Origin of the sequence: Chryseobacterium kimseyorum (assembly GCF_025971945.1) — a bacterium.
Taxonomy (GTDB): Bacteria; Bacteroidota; Bacteroidia; order Flavobacteriales; family Weeksellaceae; genus Chryseobacterium; species Chryseobacterium kimseyorum.
The window spans coordinates 13147-29372 of the sequence record NZ_JAPDHW010000005.1; the positions used below are offsets into that span (position 1 = coordinate 13147).

Annotated in this window: 16 protein-coding genes; 12 read left to right on the plus strand and 4 right to left on the minus strand. The window is 34.8% G+C overall.

All coding sequences use genetic code 11. From position 1 onward, the window contains the following. Positions 1 to 57: 57 nt before the first annotated feature. The 5 genes from rpmB to OMO38_RS08190 all read left to right on the plus strand — a co-directional run bounded on the left by rpmB (position 58) and on the right by OMO38_RS08190 (position 2106). Positions 58 to 300: a 50S ribosomal protein L28 gene (rpmB, locus tag OMO38_RS08170; protein WP_034760742.1), complete on the plus strand. Its 243-nt coding sequence runs from the start codon at positions 58 to 60 to the stop codon at positions 298 to 300. A gap of 3 nt (positions 301 to 303) precedes the next feature. Further along, positions 304 to 486: a 50S ribosomal protein L33 gene (rpmG, locus tag OMO38_RS08175; RefSeq protein ID WP_027373683.1), complete on the plus strand. Its 183-nt coding sequence runs from the start codon at positions 304 to 306 to the stop codon at positions 484 to 486. A gap of 19 nt (positions 487 to 505) precedes the next feature. Then, positions 506 to 658: a DUF4295 family protein gene (locus OMO38_RS08180; protein ID WP_082002123.1), complete on the plus strand. Its 153-nt coding sequence runs from the start codon at positions 506 to 508 to the stop codon at positions 656 to 658. Positions 659 to 843: 185 nt separating this feature from the next. Further along, positions 844 to 1797, plus strand: a complete 954-nt coding sequence (ftsY, locus tag OMO38_RS08185) for a signal recognition particle-docking protein FtsY (protein WP_047444575.1) — start codon at positions 844 to 846, stop codon at positions 1795 to 1797. A gap of 57 nt (positions 1798 to 1854) precedes the next feature. Continuing rightward, positions 1855 to 2106 carry a GlsB/YeaQ/YmgE family stress response membrane protein gene (locus tag OMO38_RS08190; protein WP_264749718.1) on the plus strand — a complete coding sequence of 84 codons (252 nt, stop codon included), beginning with the start codon at positions 1855 to 1857 and terminating at the stop codon, positions 2104 to 2106. A 68-nt stretch (positions 2107 to 2174) separates the two neighbouring features. Here the strand turns inward: OMO38_RS08190 and sppA are convergent, their stop codons facing one another. Next, positions 2175 to 3929, minus strand: coding sequence for a signal peptide peptidase SppA (gene sppA / locus OMO38_RS08195; RefSeq protein ID WP_264749719.1), 1755 nt, complete (start codon positions 3927 to 3929; stop codon positions 2175 to 2177). A 19-nt stretch (positions 3930 to 3948) separates the two neighbouring features. On the opposite strand from sppA, the gene folK reads away from it, so the two are divergent. The 5 genes from folK to fmt all read left to right on the plus strand — a co-directional run bounded on the left by folK (position 3949) and on the right by fmt (position 9992). After that, positions 3949 to 4362, plus strand: coding sequence for a 2-amino-4-hydroxy-6-hydroxymethyldihydropteridine diphosphokinase (gene folK, locus OMO38_RS08200; protein WP_264749720.1), 414 nt, complete (start codon positions 3949 to 3951; stop codon positions 4360 to 4362). Positions 4363 to 4382: 20 nt separating this feature from the next. Next, positions 4383 to 5480, plus strand: a complete 1098-nt coding sequence (locus OMO38_RS08205; RefSeq protein WP_264749721.1) for an OmpA family protein — start codon at positions 4383 to 4385, stop codon at positions 5478 to 5480. 55 nt (positions 5481 to 5535) lie between these two features. Continuing rightward, complete coding sequence (locus OMO38_RS20275) at positions 5536 to 6981, plus strand: OmpA family protein (RefSeq protein WP_319804221.1); 1446 nt, start codon at positions 5536 to 5538, stop codon at positions 6979 to 6981. A 76-nt stretch (positions 6982 to 7057) separates the two neighbouring features. Further along, on the plus strand, positions 7058 to 8959 hold the full coding sequence (locus tag OMO38_RS08215; protein WP_264749722.1) for a RecQ family ATP-dependent DNA helicase: 1902 nt from the start codon (positions 7058 to 7060) through the stop codon (positions 8957 to 8959). Between the two features lie 85 nt (positions 8960 to 9044). Then, positions 9045 to 9992 carry a methionyl-tRNA formyltransferase gene (gene fmt, locus OMO38_RS08220; RefSeq protein ID WP_264749723.1) on the plus strand — a complete coding sequence of 316 codons (948 nt, stop codon included), beginning with the start codon at positions 9045 to 9047 and terminating at the stop codon, positions 9990 to 9992. Between the two features lie 120 nt (positions 9993 to 10112). Here fmt and ribB read toward each other — a convergent pair whose 3' ends face one another. Together ribB and OMO38_RS08230 are read right to left on the minus strand one after the other, a co-directional pair. Further along, positions 10113 to 11234 (minus strand): 3,4-dihydroxy-2-butanone-4-phosphate synthase, encoded by a 1122-nt coding sequence (ribB, locus tag OMO38_RS08225; protein ID WP_264749724.1) that lies wholly within the window; start codon positions 11232 to 11234, stop codon positions 10113 to 10115. 438 nt (positions 11235 to 11672) lie between these two features. Next, positions 11673 to 12674, minus strand: coding sequence for an LLM class flavin-dependent oxidoreductase (locus OMO38_RS08230; protein WP_264749725.1), 1002 nt, complete (start codon positions 12672 to 12674; stop codon positions 11673 to 11675). 424 nt (positions 12675 to 13098) lie between these two features. Here OMO38_RS08230 and OMO38_RS08235 point away from each other — a divergent pair, with 424 nt between their 5' ends. Continuing rightward, positions 13099 to 13548, plus strand: coding sequence for a hypothetical protein (locus OMO38_RS08235; protein WP_264749726.1), 450 nt, complete (start codon positions 13099 to 13101; stop codon positions 13546 to 13548). Between the two features lies 1 nt (position 13549). On the opposite strand, the gene OMO38_RS08240 is transcribed toward OMO38_RS08235, so the two are convergent. Further along, the gene (locus OMO38_RS08240; protein ID WP_264749727.1) at positions 13550 to 15676 is read right to left on the minus strand and encodes a helix-turn-helix domain-containing protein; all 2127 of its coding nucleotides are present in this window, start codon (positions 15674 to 15676) and stop codon (positions 13550 to 13552) included. Positions 15677 to 15740: 64 nt separating this feature from the next. Between OMO38_RS08240 and OMO38_RS08245 the strand changes: the two genes are divergently transcribed. Further along, on the plus strand, positions 15741 to 16187 hold the full coding sequence (locus OMO38_RS08245) for a hypothetical protein (protein WP_264749728.1): 447 nt from the start codon (positions 15741 to 15743) through the stop codon (positions 16185 to 16187). The last annotated feature ends 39 nt before the right edge of the window (positions 16188 to 16226 follow it).

The following is a 16226-nucleotide window of genomic DNA, read 5'->3' on the forward strand; positions in this document are numbered from 1 at the left end:
AAAAAATAATTCGTTATTTTGCAACCTCAAATATTATACAAATAAGAACATCGAGATATGTCAAGAATTTGCCAGATAACAGGAAAGCGTGCAATGGTTGGTAACAACGTTTCCCACGCTAATAACAAAACGAAGCGTCGTTTTGAAATTAACTTATTGGAAAAGAAATTTTACCTTCCAGAGCAAGACAAGCACGTTACGCTAAAAGTTTCAGCTCATGGATTGAGAATCATTAACAAGATTGGAATCGAAGAAGCTATCGAAAGAGGCATCAGAGAAGGATTGATTAAAAAGAACTAAATCATGGCAAAAAAAGGAAATAGAGTTCAAGTAATTCTTGAATGTACAGAGCACAAAGAAAGTGGTATGCCGGGAATGTCTAGATACATTTCTACAAAAAATAAAAAGAACACTACAGAAAGATTGGAATTGAAAAAATACAATCCTGTTCTTAAGAGATCTACCCTTCACAAAGAAATCAAGTAATTTATAAATATAATTTACCATGGCAAAGAAAGTAGTAGCAACCCTACAAAGCGGACAGTCAAAAAAAATGACTAAAGTTGTGAAAATGGTGAAGTCTTCTAAATCAGAAGCTTACGTTTTCGAAGAAAAAGTAATGAATGCAGACGAAGTGGATGCTTATTTGAAAAAATAATCAGTTACTTTATTTACAATACAGAAACTACTCATATTTTGGGTAGTTTTTTTGTTATCTTTGCTTTTAATACGCTGGGTGTCGGATGTGTGATGCTAGATGTTTACATAGTGTAGAAAACGTTTGTGAACATTATCTTGCAACTCACTGCATCCTACAATAAATTAAATTCCATAATTCATAAGATGAGTTGGTTTAAAAATATTTTTAAAAAAGAAGAAAAAGAAACTTTAGATAAAGGTTTGGAAAAATCGAATCAGGGATTCTTTGAAAAAATGACTAAAGCTGTAGTCGGCAAAAGCAAAGTAGATGACGAGGTTCTAGATGATCTCGAAGAAATACTTATCGCTTCCGACGTCGGCGCGTCTACCACCATCAAAATCATCCAAAGAATTGAAGAACGTATTGCAAGAGACAAATACGTTAATACAAGCGAATTGGATCGTATTCTGCGCGAGGAAATCTCAGGATTACTTTTGGAAAATCCGCAGGCAAACACAGGCAATATCGACACTTCAAAAAAACCTTACGTCATTATGGTCGTAGGCGTAAACGGTGTTGGAAAAACCACAACAATTGGTAAACTAGCTCATCAGTTTAAGGCTGATGGTAAAAAAGTTATTCTGGGAGCAGGAGACACCTTCCGTGCTGCTGCAGTTGATCAGCTGACCATATGGAGTGAAAGAGCCGGTGTTACGATTGTAAAGCAGGAAATGGGTTCTGACCCAGCGTCTGTTGCGTTTGACACGGTACAGAGCGCAGTTGCTCAAAATGCAGATGTTGTTATCATTGATACTGCGGGAAGACTTCACAATAAAATCAATTTGATGAATGAACTTTCTAAAATCAAAAGAGTGATGCAGAAAGTGATCCCCGATGCTCCGCATGAAATCTTATTGGTATTGGATGGCTCAACAGGTCAGAATGCTTTTGAACAGGCAAAACAATTCACAGCAGCTACTGAAGTGAATGCTTTGGCGGTAACAAAATTAGACGGAACAGCAAAAGGCGGTGTGGTGATCGGAATCTCTGATCAGTTCCAGATTCCTGTAAAATATATAGGTGTTGGCGAGAAGATGCAGGACCTTCAATTATTTAATGGTACAGAGTTTGTAGACTCATTCTTCAAGAAGAGATAACTAATCTTTATTTCTTGAAAAATAAACCAAATTCATTAACATTAAAAAATTTAAACAATGGGGATTTTAACATGGATCATTTTCGGCCTTATCGCAGGCGCAATCGCAAAAGCACTACATCCAGGTAATGACCCTGGAGGATGGGTAATCACAATTATCATCGGTATCTTGGGAAGTATGCTAGGTGGATGGATCGGATCAATGATATTCGGAGTTGACGTAACGGGATTTAACTTTTCAAGTTTCCTAGTTGCAATTGGTGGTTCAGTTCTTTTACTTGCAATCTACAGGATGGTAACTAAGAAATAACAAACTTAAAAAAAATAAAAAGCCGGATTTGAAAATTTCAAATCCGGCTTTTTTATGCGCAATATAATTTAGTTGATTTTAATCTGATAAGGCATTTCCATTTTCACTTCAGACTTCAGTTTTTTGTCTGTAATCTGCTCTAAGATTTCGTAGTTTGCTTTACCAATTTTATTTTTAATCACTTTTGCAGAAATATCATCTTCATTTAAATCTGAGAAGATCTGTTCAAATGCAGTCATTTTCTTCGGATAAGAAGATACATTGTATGATTTTAAACTGGCTTTCTGTGCTGCAAATTTCACCGCATCTTCCAAGCTTCCCAATTCGTCAACCAAACCGATTTGTTTTGCACGGGTCCCGCTCCAAACTCTCCCTCCACCGATTGCATCAATGTCTTCAAAAGATCTTTTTCTGTTTTGAGTCACAAAATATACGAATCTTTTATAAGTACCTTCAACACTTCTTGTCATTAAATTTACTCCATAAGGTGTCAATCCGTTTAATGAAGAATAGTATGCTGAGTTTGCATTTGTTGCAACAATATCAGAACGTACTCCATTTCTATTAGCCAAATCTTTGAAGTAAGGCATTACCCCAAAAACACCGATCGATCCGGTTAGTGTATTGGGTTCAGAATAAATTTTATCTGCTGCCATTGCAATATAATAACCGCCAGAAGCTGCATAATCTCCAAAAGAAACAACCAAAGGCTTTTTCTTCTTTAATTGTTGAAGTTCAAATAATATTTCATCTGAAGCATTTGCACTTCCACCCGGAGAATTAATTCTTAATACTACTGCTTTTATTTTTTTGTCATCCTGAAGTTCTTTGATATATTTAATATACTTGTCAGAATAAATTTCGCTGTATTCATCACCATTATTAATAGAACCTGATGCATACAGTACCGCAATTGTCTCTCCGGATTTATCTTTATCAGAATAAGAATCGATATACTTAGTCAGAGAGATTTTATTTAATTTATCATCTTCCTTAAGGCTTAACTTGGTTCTGATCATCTGATCATACTCAGTTTTTTGAATCAGTTTGTCCGCCAATTTATGCTGTAAACTTAAATCAGGAATCATCCCATAAAGACTGTCAACTACAGTTTTGAATTGATTGACATCCATTTTTCTGGAACTTGCAATTTTAGAAGCTGTGTTATCCCAAATATCATTAAGAAGTGTACTTAACTGTTCTTTATTTTCGGGAGAGATATCATTTCTCAAGAATGGCTCAACCGCGGATTTGAATTTACCGTGACGGATAACTTCGATACCGATCCCGTATTTCTCAGCAAAATCTTTGAAGAAAGTAACTTCCGTCGCAAGACCTTTCAGTTCAATTCCACCGGAAGGATTAAGATAGTACTGGTCAGCAACTGATCCTAAGTAATAAGAAGACTGCGAAACCGCATTACCATATGCATATACGAATTTTCCACTCTTTTTAAAATCTTGGATAGCAGCTCTTAAATCGTCAATCTGAGTGATGCCTGCATTAAGATTATCAACCTCAATACTTATTCCTTTGATATTATCATCAGTTTTCGCTTTTCGCACTGCCTCTAAAGCATCATATATAAGGATGCTTGTGTTTTTATCACTGACATTGAAAATACTCTGCTGATCTTCTGTAGGACTGTCGATGATATCTGTTTTAAGATTAATAGTTAAAACAGAATTCTTTTTTACACTCACAGATTTATCATTACTCATGGATCCAAACGCAATCATGACAATAAAAAAGAAGAAAAATACCACGCACAGTACCACAATTGCAACTATATTTGCCAGTACATTTTTAAAGAAACTCTTCATAAAATAATCATTTTTCAATATGTCGCAACATAAGGTCGTTTTGTTACTGGGAAGTAATATTGGTGATAAAAAAAATAACATTGATACTGCTTTATGCAGATTAAAAGAGGCAGGTGAAATATTAAAAAATAGTGAATATTTGACATCTGAGCCTGTAGAATTTGTAAGTTCCAATAATTTTTGTAATATTGCAACAATAATATTTACGCATTTATCGCCGATTCAGTTACTTAATTATATAAAGAAAATTGAAATTGAAATGGGCAGAGTTAATGATTCGAAAATATCAGGAGGCTACACGGATAGAATTATTGATATTGACATCATTAAATATAATGAGTTAAAATTCACTTCAAAAAGGTTAGAGATCCCTCATAAAAAACATCTTTTTGAAAGGGAATTTTCTAGAATATTATTAAAAGATTTTATTTAATCAAAAACATAAAACATTGTATGAAATTAGGTTTACTATTATTGGCTACATTGCCTATTGCGACTTATGCTCAAGACACGATCGCAGTTAGTACCTCAGACCAGTATCCCAATACTTTTTCTTCTGGTTCTACAAATATTCAAAAATTTGACAATAAAGCAAGAAGATTCAATGATTGGTCTGTTTCAGTTGGTGGAGGTCCCGCTTTCATGACATTTGCTGACGTTACTTCTTTCTACGGAGACAAAATCAATTGGGGTTGGAATGCTTATGCAAGTATTGACAAGCAGATTAGCCATACTTTTGGTCTTAGCGTACAATACTCAATGGGTGAAACAAATCAACAAGCACAATTACCCACCAATCCTAAGGCTGGTGTAGCAAACGCGTGGACAAAATTTCATCAGGTTTCTTTAGTAGGAGATGTTAACTTTTCAAATTTAATGAGAAGAGTTGACAATAAATCACCATTCAGATGGGCTCTACACGGATACTTAGGTGCTGGATTCATGGGCTATAAGACTGAATTGATTGATAATGATCTTTCTCAGTGGCAGACAAACCCGCCAAACTTCCCGATTATGAATGATCAGAAATTAGGGATCGCTTCGTTTTTTATGCAAGCTGGTGTCGGTTTGAAATATAATGTATCCAGATTGATTGATGTTGAAGCCAGAGTGATGTATGTTAACAGTTTGGATGAAGAATTTGATGGAGGTGGTGAAGTAAGAGAAGTTGAAGGATCTGTTGGTAACAGACTTAATTATAACTTGATCAACGATTCTTATTCTGATGCGATGATGACTTTCAATTTGGGTCTGTCATTTAAATTGGGTAAACAGCAATCGCACTTAGCATGGCACGACCCTTTGCAGGAGATTTATTATAAAACATATTTGCTAGAAAATGCAGCAAGTGACCTTGTTGTATGTGAGCAGGGAGATAATGATAATGACGGAGTTTGTGATGATTGGGACAGACAGTTGAATACACCTGCCGGAGCGAGAGTTGATGGTTCGGGAGTAGCATTAGATATAGATCTTGACGGAGTAATTGACTTATACGACAAGTGTGTTACAGTTGCCGGATCTGCAGATAATAATGGTTGTCCTCAATAATCGTTTTATCAGAAAATAAAGAAATCATTTAATTAACTAAATAAAAAAATACACTATGAAATTAAGTTTAGCAATTGTTGCTTTGGCTTTAGCAGTTCCTACTGCAGCTTTTGCACAAGATTCAATAGCGGTAGTTTCAAATGACGGATATCCAAACACATTCTCATCAGGTTCTGCCAATATATCACCTTTTACACAGAAATCTAAAAGGTTTAATGACTGGGCAGTATCATTTGGTGCAGGTGTACCGTTACTTCAATCAGCCGATTTGACTTCGATTAAAAATGGTAATGGTAAAAACCTATTTGGTTACTCTGCTTATGTAAGTGTTGATAAAGCAATTACACATGCTTTTGGCATCAACCTTCAGTATGACAGAGGTGAAACTAGACAAGGGTATTTCAACACAAAAGACCCTGCTATTGCTGGACAAGAAGGAGCTAGAACTCAATATGATGCAATCTCATTATTAGGAGACATCAACTTTTCAAATTTAATGAGAAGAGTTGACAACAAATCTCCTTACAGATGGGCATTACACGGTTACGCTGGAGTTGGAACCTTAGCATATAGAGCGTATTTAAAAGATGCTTCAGGTCAGAGGTTAATGACAGAAGTTAAACCTTTTAAATTAGGTTCGTTCTTTGGTCAAGCCGGAGCTGGACTTAAATTTAAAGTAAACAGAAGAATAGATCTAGAAACTAGATTGATGTATGTTGTAACTACTGATGATCAATTTGATGGAGGTGGTGCACAATACAGCACAATCAACAAAAGAGAAGATCAGGTTTCAGACAATTTCTTCAACGCTACTGTAGGTTTATCTTTAAAACTAGGAAAACACGAATCTCACTTAATGTGGCATGACCCATTACAAGAGATTTACTATAAGTTAGATGTGTTGGCTGATAAAAACCAAGATATCGAAGTTTGTAAAAAAGGTGATGCTGATAATGACGGAGTTTGTGATGATTGGGACAGACAGCTTGATACTCCAGCAGGTGCAAGAGTAGACGGTGCTGGTGTGGCTCTTGATGCAGACTTAGACGGTGTTATCGATCTTTACGATAAATGTGTAACAGTACCTGGACCAGTTGAAAACGACGGTTGTCCTCTTACTCCAACGACACCAACAGGACCTGTAAAAGAAGAAGTTTCTAATATGGAAGGAATTGAATTTGATTTAAATTCTGACAGAATCTTACCTTCAAACACTCCTATTCTTAACAATGCTGTAAGCTATATCAATTCTTCAAACGGTTCTTACACTGTAATTGGAGCAACTGATACTAGAGCTTCTGACGCTTATAACCAAAAGTTATCTGAAAGAAGAGCAAACAGTGTGAAAAACTATTTGATCAAAAATGGTGTAGATTCTTCTAAAATCAACGCTGTAGGAAAAGGTAAAAAAGACCTTAAATATCCAGAATGTGATCCTGCTACAAAATGTCCTGAATGGAAAAACAGAGCAAACAGAAGAGTTTATTTCGAAGCAAAATAATAAAACTTCTTTATATATTTAAAAGTCACGCATTGCGTGACTTTTTTTGTTAAATTAGATTGTATATTTTTACAGGATGATTTCTCCACATGATTTTCAGGAACTGAAAAATAAAACCCTAAAACATTTTTGGGGCTACGAAACCTTTAGAGATTCTCAGGGTGATATTATAGATTCTGTGATTTCAGGAAATGACACTTTAGTACTTTTACCGACCGGTGCTGGAAAATCCCTATGTTATCAACTTCCGGCATTGTTGCGGGAAGGAGTTTGTCTGGTTATTTCCCCTTTACTGGCATTAATGAAAGACCAAGTAAATCAATTAAAATTCAGAGGAATTGAAGCTGAATATTTATCTTCAGAGCTGGATGATTTTGATGCGGAGGTAATTTACAATCGGTGCAAAGATGGCTTAACAAAACTTCTATACGTCTCACCGGAAAGGTTGACCAATTTTCATTTTATTCAGCAGATTGAAGAAATTCAGCTATCGTTTATTGCGGTAGATGAAGCACACTGTATTTCAGAATGGGGACAGGATTTCAGACCGAGTTATCAGAACATTAAAGAATTCAGAAAAAACAATCCTGAAATTGCCTGTCTTGCCTTGACAGCGACCGCCACACCAAAAGTTTTGGAGGAAATAAAAAACAAGCTTGAATTAAAAAAACCAAACGTATTTCAAAAAAGTTTTAAAAGAGATAATATTAAAATTTTTTCAGAAGAGATTTCAGATAAATACCAACGTATTTTTAATATTCTTAAATATGCAAAAGAATCAGGAATTATCTATGTGAGAACAAGAAAAGATGCTGAACTGCTGACAGAATATCTTCACAGAAATAAAATTACTAATGTAGATTACTACCATGCGGGCTTGACGACAAAAGAAAAAAATGAAAGACAGAACTTTTGGAATCACAGTGACCAGAATGTATTGATTTCTACCAACGCCTTTGGGATGGGTATCGACAAAGATAATGTACGCTTCGTTATTCACTTCTCCCCTTCTCAGTCGATTGAAAATTATTATCAGGAGATTGGTCGTGCCGGAAGAGATGGAAAGAAAAGTTTTGCATTCATGCTTTGGAATCAGCAGGAGGTTTTAAATTTTGACCAGATTTTGAGAAATCAAATTCCTAATAAAGCAGAGTTCTTGAAGATCATTTCTTTTTTGTATTCTAAATTTCAGGTTGCAGAATTTGAACTTCCTGAAAGAGTTTTTCAGTTAAACATTTCCGGAATTCAAAATTTCACAAAACTTTCAACAGCGAAAATCAAGAATGTTTTAAATTTTCTTCATACCCAAGAGATCATTTACTACAACAGCAACAAAAGTTTATCATCATTAGAACTTATGATAAAAGCTGATGAAATCGATCAGATACCTCAGAAAGATTCTTATTTTATTGAATTGCTACTGCGTTCAATCTCTGGAATTACCACTCATAAAGTGATGTTCAGCGAACAGAAAGTCAGCGACAAAATCGGTGTGAGTATTCATCTGATCAAAGAACGTTTAAAGGAATTACAGCAGAAAAATTATCTGGAATATATCGATGGAGCTTTGGCAAGTGTAAAATTTCTTAAGCCCAGAGATGAGCTGGTGACAACCAGTATTTACTGGAAATTATTTGAGCAAATCCAGAAAAATAAAATTCAGAAGTGGGAAGAGATGAAATTCTTTATCGAAGACTCTACCTACTGTAAAATGAAATTGATTCTGGCATATTTTGGCGAAAAAAACGCTAAAAACTGCGGACAGTGCACAGTCTGTGAAAAAAATAAACAATCTATATTCGGAAGAAACATCTCAAGCGAAATAATAAATCTATTGTCAAAAAAACCGGCAACTATTGAAGAACTATCCATTCAGCTAAATTTCCATTCAAAAGAGGACATTTTAGAAAACCTTATCTTTCTTTTAGATTCAGAAAAAGTAAAAATGCTGAACTTCAGAACGTATGCCCTGAAATAAACCAACGGACAGAAGCAGAACTAAAGTCTTCCCATTTTTATCCTTTTAATTTTTTAAATAAATCAAAGACCTTTATCTTTGTACCATGAAATCATTGAAAGTCGTTTTTTTCGGTACGCCTGAGTTTGCAAAGACAGCTTTAGAAGCCATCCATCAGTCAAATCATGAAGTAGTGGGCGTTGTAACCGTCGCTGATAAAGCAAGTGGGCGTGGACAAAAAATCAGTCAATCTGCTGTAAAAGTGTATGCCGTTGAAAATAGTCTGCACGTCTTACAGCCTGAAAAATTGAGAAATCCTGAATTTTTAGAAGAAATAAAAAGTTTAAATGCAGATGTCTTCGTTGTGGTCGCTTTCAGAATGATGCCTAAAATTTTATTCGAAATGCCTGAACTGGGAACTTTCAACCTTCACGCTTCTTTACTTCCTGACTATCGAGGTGCGGCACCGATTAATTATGCAGTGATTAACGGTGAAGAAAAAACCGGAGCCACTACCTTTTTCATCAATGAAAAAATTGACGAAGGAAATATTCTTCTACAGGAAGAAATTGAAATTTTGCCAGACGAAAATGCAGGAAGTCTTCATGACCGATTGATGGAAATGGGCGCGAAACTCATTGTAAAAACCTTAGATGGCCTTTCTGAAAATTCAATTACAGAAAAACCTCAACCTCAGGTGGAGCATCCAAAAAATGCTTTTAAAATATTTAAAGAAGACACGAGAATAGACTTTACAAAAAGTTCGAAGGAAGTTCATCAGTTTATTTTGGGAATGTCACCATATCCGGCATCTTTCACGACTTTAAAAATCGGCGACGAAGAAAAAGGACTGAAAATTTATGGTGGTAAATTTGAAATTGCTCTGACAGGAAAAACTGCGGGAACTTTAGATATTTCTAAAAATGAATTCAAAATTTATACAAAAGACGGAGTTTATTTTCCTCTGGAACTGCAATTGGAAGGAAAGAAAAGAATGAACGTAAAAGATTTCCTTAACGGATTTAGAAACTTCGAAGAAATAAAAATGGCTTGATTTCTCAAGCCATTTTTATTTCTTCGAAGTCAATTGTAAAATGTGAATTAGCTACGCTGTCAATTTAATCATTTAGAAAAATTCACTTGCGAAGCAAAATTCACGATAGACAATTCACTTTTAAAGCTGAACCATCTCCGTCACCTCAACATCATAACCACCTACTTGCGGCTTTACATCAGGATTTTGAGTAATTACTTTAAATTTATTAATTCCTAAATTCTTTAAAATCTGTGTTCCGATACCATAATCTCTGTAATTGAAAGATGCAGTCGGATGTTTTTGCTGACCGTCCTGATAATTTAAGAACTGTTGCAATTTTCTCAATGTATTCTCTGAATTGGATACATTATTAATGAAAATAATTGCTCCTTTTCCAGCTTCATTGATCATACCTGTTACTTTTTCCAACTGAGGTTTTTCACCATTGTTCAATCTTGTTAAAACATCAAAATAAGAATCTGAAGACTGTACTCTAACCAAAACTGGTTCATCAACGGTCCAAGATCCTTTTGTTAAAGCAAAATGAATTTGATCATTGGAAGTTTCTCTGAAAGCCAAGAAATCAAAATCACCATAAGCAGTTTTCACTTCTCTTTCTTCGATTCTCTCAATTAAGTTTCCTTTTTTAAGCTGATAATGAATTAAATCTTCGATTGAAACAATCTTCATATCATGTTTCTGTGCAAAAGCGTACAGCTCCGGCAAACGCGACATACTTCCGTCTTCATTCATAATTTCACAGATCACACCACCCTCTTTTAAACCAGCTAAACATGTCAAATCGATTGCGGCTTCAGTATGTCCTGCTCTTTTTAAAACTCCACCTTTTTTAGCACGCAATGGGAAAATATGACCCGGACGCATAAAATCAGTTGGTTTGGACTTCTCATCCATCAAAGCTAAAATTGTTTTCGCTCTGTCACCGGCAGAAATTCCGGTAGAAGTACCGTCACCCAAAAGGTCTACAGATACTGTGAATGCAGTTTCTTTAGGATCACTGCTTCTGCTCACCATAATATCCAGGCCAAGCTCGTCGCATCTTTTTTCAGGAAGCGGCATACAAATCAAGCCTCTTCCATGGTACGCCATAAAATTGATGAGTTCTGGCGTCGTCAATTCGGCAGCACAAAGAAAATCTCCTTCATTTTCTCTGTCTTCGTCGTCTACTACTATGATTATTTTACCATTTTTAAGGTCTTCAATAGCCTCAGGAATAGTATTTAATTTAAAATCAGACATTTTTACTTTAATTTTCGCAAAGATACTCATAATAATAAGCATCAACAATTAATAACTTCGGTTTATAAACGCTTTAACTTACTATTAAGCTTTGACACATGATACAATAAAGATATGAGGATATTTCTCATGTCGAATATGTCTTAAAACTATGTGTGACATAATCTTCTCTCATTCCCTTGCTTCAATTAAATATAATACATTTGCAAGCATAGGAGCCAAATTAGCTTTAGTGATCCAAATTGAGCATGTCTTAAAAACACATTAGATTTGAAAATCAAAGATCTTCATTGCATGTTTATAAAATTCAATATAAACCTGTATAAAGAAGTCTATAATTTTAAAATTTTTCAAAGCTCACTTTAAAAATCTTTGATTTTTTCTAATTTGTTCTAAAATATTTTCAAACTTTAAAAAAAAATCTTTGTGACTAATGTGTTATTTAGCCAAAGAATCTTTTGCTTTTCTAATGATTTCGTACGATTGCAATCTTTTTTGATGGTCATATATGTGAGAATTAATCATTAATTCATCCACCTGATATCTTTCCTGAAAGTTCTTAAGCTGTTCAGCAATTTCATCCTGACTACCGATAAAACTGAATTTTAATTTCTGTAACACCATAGATTTTTCCATCGCCGACCAAATAGCATCCATATCTTCTACTGGTGCCGGAAAAGGCTTTCTGTCATTTCGAATGATATTGATAAATGCCTGAAACAATGTCGTAGAAAGAAAATGCGCTTCTTCAGAGGTTTCTGCAGCTACCCCATTTACACAGGCGATGATGTAGGGATTGTCTAAATATTGTGAAGGCTCAAAATGTTCTCTGTAAATTTTAAAAGCCATTTCCATTTGCTCTGGAGCGAAATGTCCTGCAAAAGCATACGGCAATCCTAATTCTGCGGCCAACCAGGCACTATCTGTGCTGGAACCCAAGATATACATCGGAATATTTAAACCTTCACCGGGAATGGCTCGAACTAAAGCATTAGAATTTTCTTCAGAAAAATATCGCTGCAGTTCTAAAATCTGTCTCGGAAACTGTTCATTAATAATAGCGGGATTTCTTCCCAAAGCCTGAGCTGTCAAACCATCAGTTCCAGGAGCTCTTCCTAAACCTAAATCAATCCTTCCGGGAAAAAGTGATTCTAAAGTTCCAAATTGTTCGGCGATAACTAATGAACTGTGATTAGGAAGCATAATTCCTCCCGAACCGACTCTTATTTTTTTTGTTCCGTTGGCAATAAACCCTATCAGAACCGAAGTTGCAGAACTGGCAATGCTTTCCATATTATGATGTTCGGCCAGCCAGAATCTTTTATAATTTAAATTTTCAGCAAAGTTTGCCAAAGACAGACTGTCCTGAAAAGTATCGTTGATGCTTTTTCCCTGCTTTACGGGAGCAAGATCTAAAACAGATATTTCGAAGTTTTTCATTGACTATATAATTTGAAACACAAATTTAAGACTATTGAATCTCATTAGTTACTTTTTGTAATTGATAGGAATAATGGTTACAGTGTAGAAAAAACTATTGGAAGAGATTATATTTCTAACTAGCATTCAAACATAATATATTAATATTTTACTAAATTTAAACGGTACAATAAAAATAATATATCTCGAAAATAAATCAGATGGGCATAGTGGATTAGCTTGGATTAGTTTTGTGAAATTTTCACAGTCTAGTTAAACAATTTATTCTTGATGAGAGAAATTTCGAAATAATTAAATTTGTAAAAACAGATAAAAGTAGATTTAACAAAACTGAAAATACAGAAGTTGAAGTTAAATTCATTAATAAAAGCCGAATTGCAACATATTTGGATAATAACAAAAGAAAATTAAGTAATATTAAAATATGAAAAATCTATATATAATTATTATATTTTTCTTGTCAATTATTTCTTTAAAAAGCTGTAATGATTATGCTGAGAACAATGCAATTTTATTAGAGACAGATAAATATATTGTTTTTACTAAGAAAGAAAATATTAAAAGAGTTTTCCAAAAATGGTTGAAAAGCCAACAACATGATATTTCATTTATTCAGAATGATAAAAATTTTTACAATATTATTGTCAAAAAAGAGAACAATAACCCTTGGGATATATACAAGATAGCTGATAGTTTGAAACAATTTAATCACTTGAATTATCACACAGCTTTTTTATTAGAAACAAATCAAGCATACATTTTTAATAAAAGTTCTCATAAAGCAGAAAAATTTACCATTGAAAAGTCTGATTCTGACAGAAAATTCAAAGTAGATGACACTATTATCTTACACGTTATTGATCGTATTTACTAAACTACTTCCCTTTATCCTTTAAAAAAGTATAATGATTAATCAAAATCCTGATTTCATTAAAATCAAAATCATTAGGCAACGCAGTTTTCCATTCGTTTAAAGTTTCTTTCGGATCAGTTTTAAAAGCTTTTTCGAACGTTTTGATTTTATCTGAAGTAATGACTCTCGACAAATCAAGCAAGCCCTGTTCGGCAAACCGCGCCAAATGGCCCAACACCGTTTCTTTGACCAAACCTCTTTCCAGAGCGATCTCTGATATAGTCTTCCCCTGTTCAAATAACTGAAAAGTCAGAACCTGAGACGGAACTTTCGCAATTTTCATGCTGACTTCTTTGTCGTTTTTTTCGTCTAAAAGTTTCGTTTCCAAAAGATGAGCGGTTTTCAGACCATTCAAATATTCTTCAATATCTTCGAGCCAGCTTCTCAATTCTTCGTTATAGTTTTTCAGACCTTTTACGCCTTTGATTTCAGAATAAAATTCTTTCAGCGGACTGAAAATTTTATCTTTCACTTCACTGAAAAAGAAATTGACAGCACCTTTGGTTTTACTTTCAATCTCGCTCCATTCCTCAGTTTGATTAATGAAATTGTTTACTTTCTGGAAAATAATTCGTTCTAATTTTTCGAAAATCTTACCCAAATTAACAACATCTCGTTTCAGTTGAAGATAAAGCTGCTTACATTTCGCATGATCGATGCTTTTGGTAGTGATGGATAGATTATTCCACAATTCCACTTCTCTTAAAAGCCATTGAGAATCTACAGAACGAAGCACTTTTCTAATGCTGTAATCGTACTTTTCTCTGTTCAGAATTTCTTCTACATTATCATTGGCAAAAGTTGCACCTTGAAACTGCAGAATTCTGTTGTCTTTAAAGATCACTTCAGGCGTGATTTTAGATTTTAAAACAATACCTTCCAAAGTTCGGCACCGTGATAAAGCTACATAAACCTGACCCGCTGTAAAACTTTTTCCGGCATCAATAATCACTTTGTCAAACGTTAAACCCTGACTTTTATGAATGGTCACAGCCCAGGCTAATTTGATAGGAAACTGCTCAAAGCTTCCTAAAACCTCTTCTTTAATATTTTTTTCCCCGTCTAAAGAGTATTTTTTCTGTTCCCAGACTTCTCTTTTTACAGTGATTTCTCGCTCACTGCCTTCTAAAACAACTTTTATTTCTTTTTCGTCCAGCGCAGAGATTTCACCTAATTTTCCGTTAAAATATTTCTTTTCCCCGGAAATATCATTTCTGATAAACATAACCTGAGCACCAATTTTTAATTCTAAAAACTGCTCATTTGGATATTGGTTTTCTTTAAATTCACCAAAAAGTTTTGCCTCAAAAGTAGCGGGAGACACTTTAATTTCTGCTAATTTCTGCTGATTGATATCGTCGGCCAACTTGTTGTGCGAACAGAGATAAATGTAAGAATCTTCACCCGCATTAAAATCAGGATTGAATCTTTCGTTTAAATGTTCAAAATCAATATTGGCAACATCTCCGTCACGGATTGCATTTAAAATTTCTAGAAATTCTTCGTCGGTCTGACGGTAAACTTTCGTCAGCTCAATCGTTAACAATGGAATATCTTTAATTGCAAGACTGTCGAAAAAGAAAGGCGACTGATAAAACATTTTCAAAATATGCTCATCTCGCACCACAGGTGGAAGCTGATATAAATCTCCGATGAATAACATCTGAACACCTCCAAAACGCTGATTATTTCTTCGTATAAAACGCAGGGAAAAATCCATCATATCCAAAACATCGGCACGCAGCATCGATACCTCATCAATAATCAGAACCTCAACCTCGCGGAGAAGCTTGAGTTTGTCCTTCCTGTATTTAAAATGTTGTTGAAGGTCAGCAATATTATTGCCTAAACTCCCGTCAATTCTGTCCGTGGTTGGTAAAAAAGTACGTAAAGGCAAACCAAACATTGAGTGAATGGTTACGCCACCAGCATTGATTGCAGCAATCCCGGTAGGTGCTACAACGATGTGTTTTTTTCGTGTTTTTTTTACAAATTCGTTTAAGAATGTTGTTTTTCCCGTTCCTGCTTTTCCGGTAAGAAAAACACTGCGGTTGGTATGTTCTATTAAGTCAAAAAAATGATTATTCATCGCTGCAAAATTACGAAAAAGGAAAATAAGGAACGAAATTTGATGACCACTAAAAAAAGTTATTATGCAAAATTGGATTGTAAAAATTCCTGCAATTGTTTTATTTGCCAGTCTCACAATGGTTTCATGCAAATCGGCACAGAATAGCGACCCTGCAGATATGCCGAAAGATATTTCGGAAAGACCTGTAGATGAGAACTCACAAAAATACGATGAAGCACAACTTGATAAACTGAAAGCGTCAATAGAATCTATGGCTGCTAAGGAGAAATGCACAAATGCGGCAGACTGGACTTTCTCTCCCATAGGCACCAAAGCTTGTGGCGGCCCTGTCTCTTACATCGCTTATCCAAAGAAGAATGAAGCAACTATACTTCCTAAAATTCAAGAATATACGCAGAAGATGTCTGACTTTAATAAGAAATACAGCATTACCTCAGACTGTATGTTGGCGGCAGAACCCAGTGGCGTAAAATGCCAGGCAGAAAAAGCAGTTTTGATTTATCCGTAATCAATCCCTTTTCAATATAATAAAAGCTCTGACTAAAAT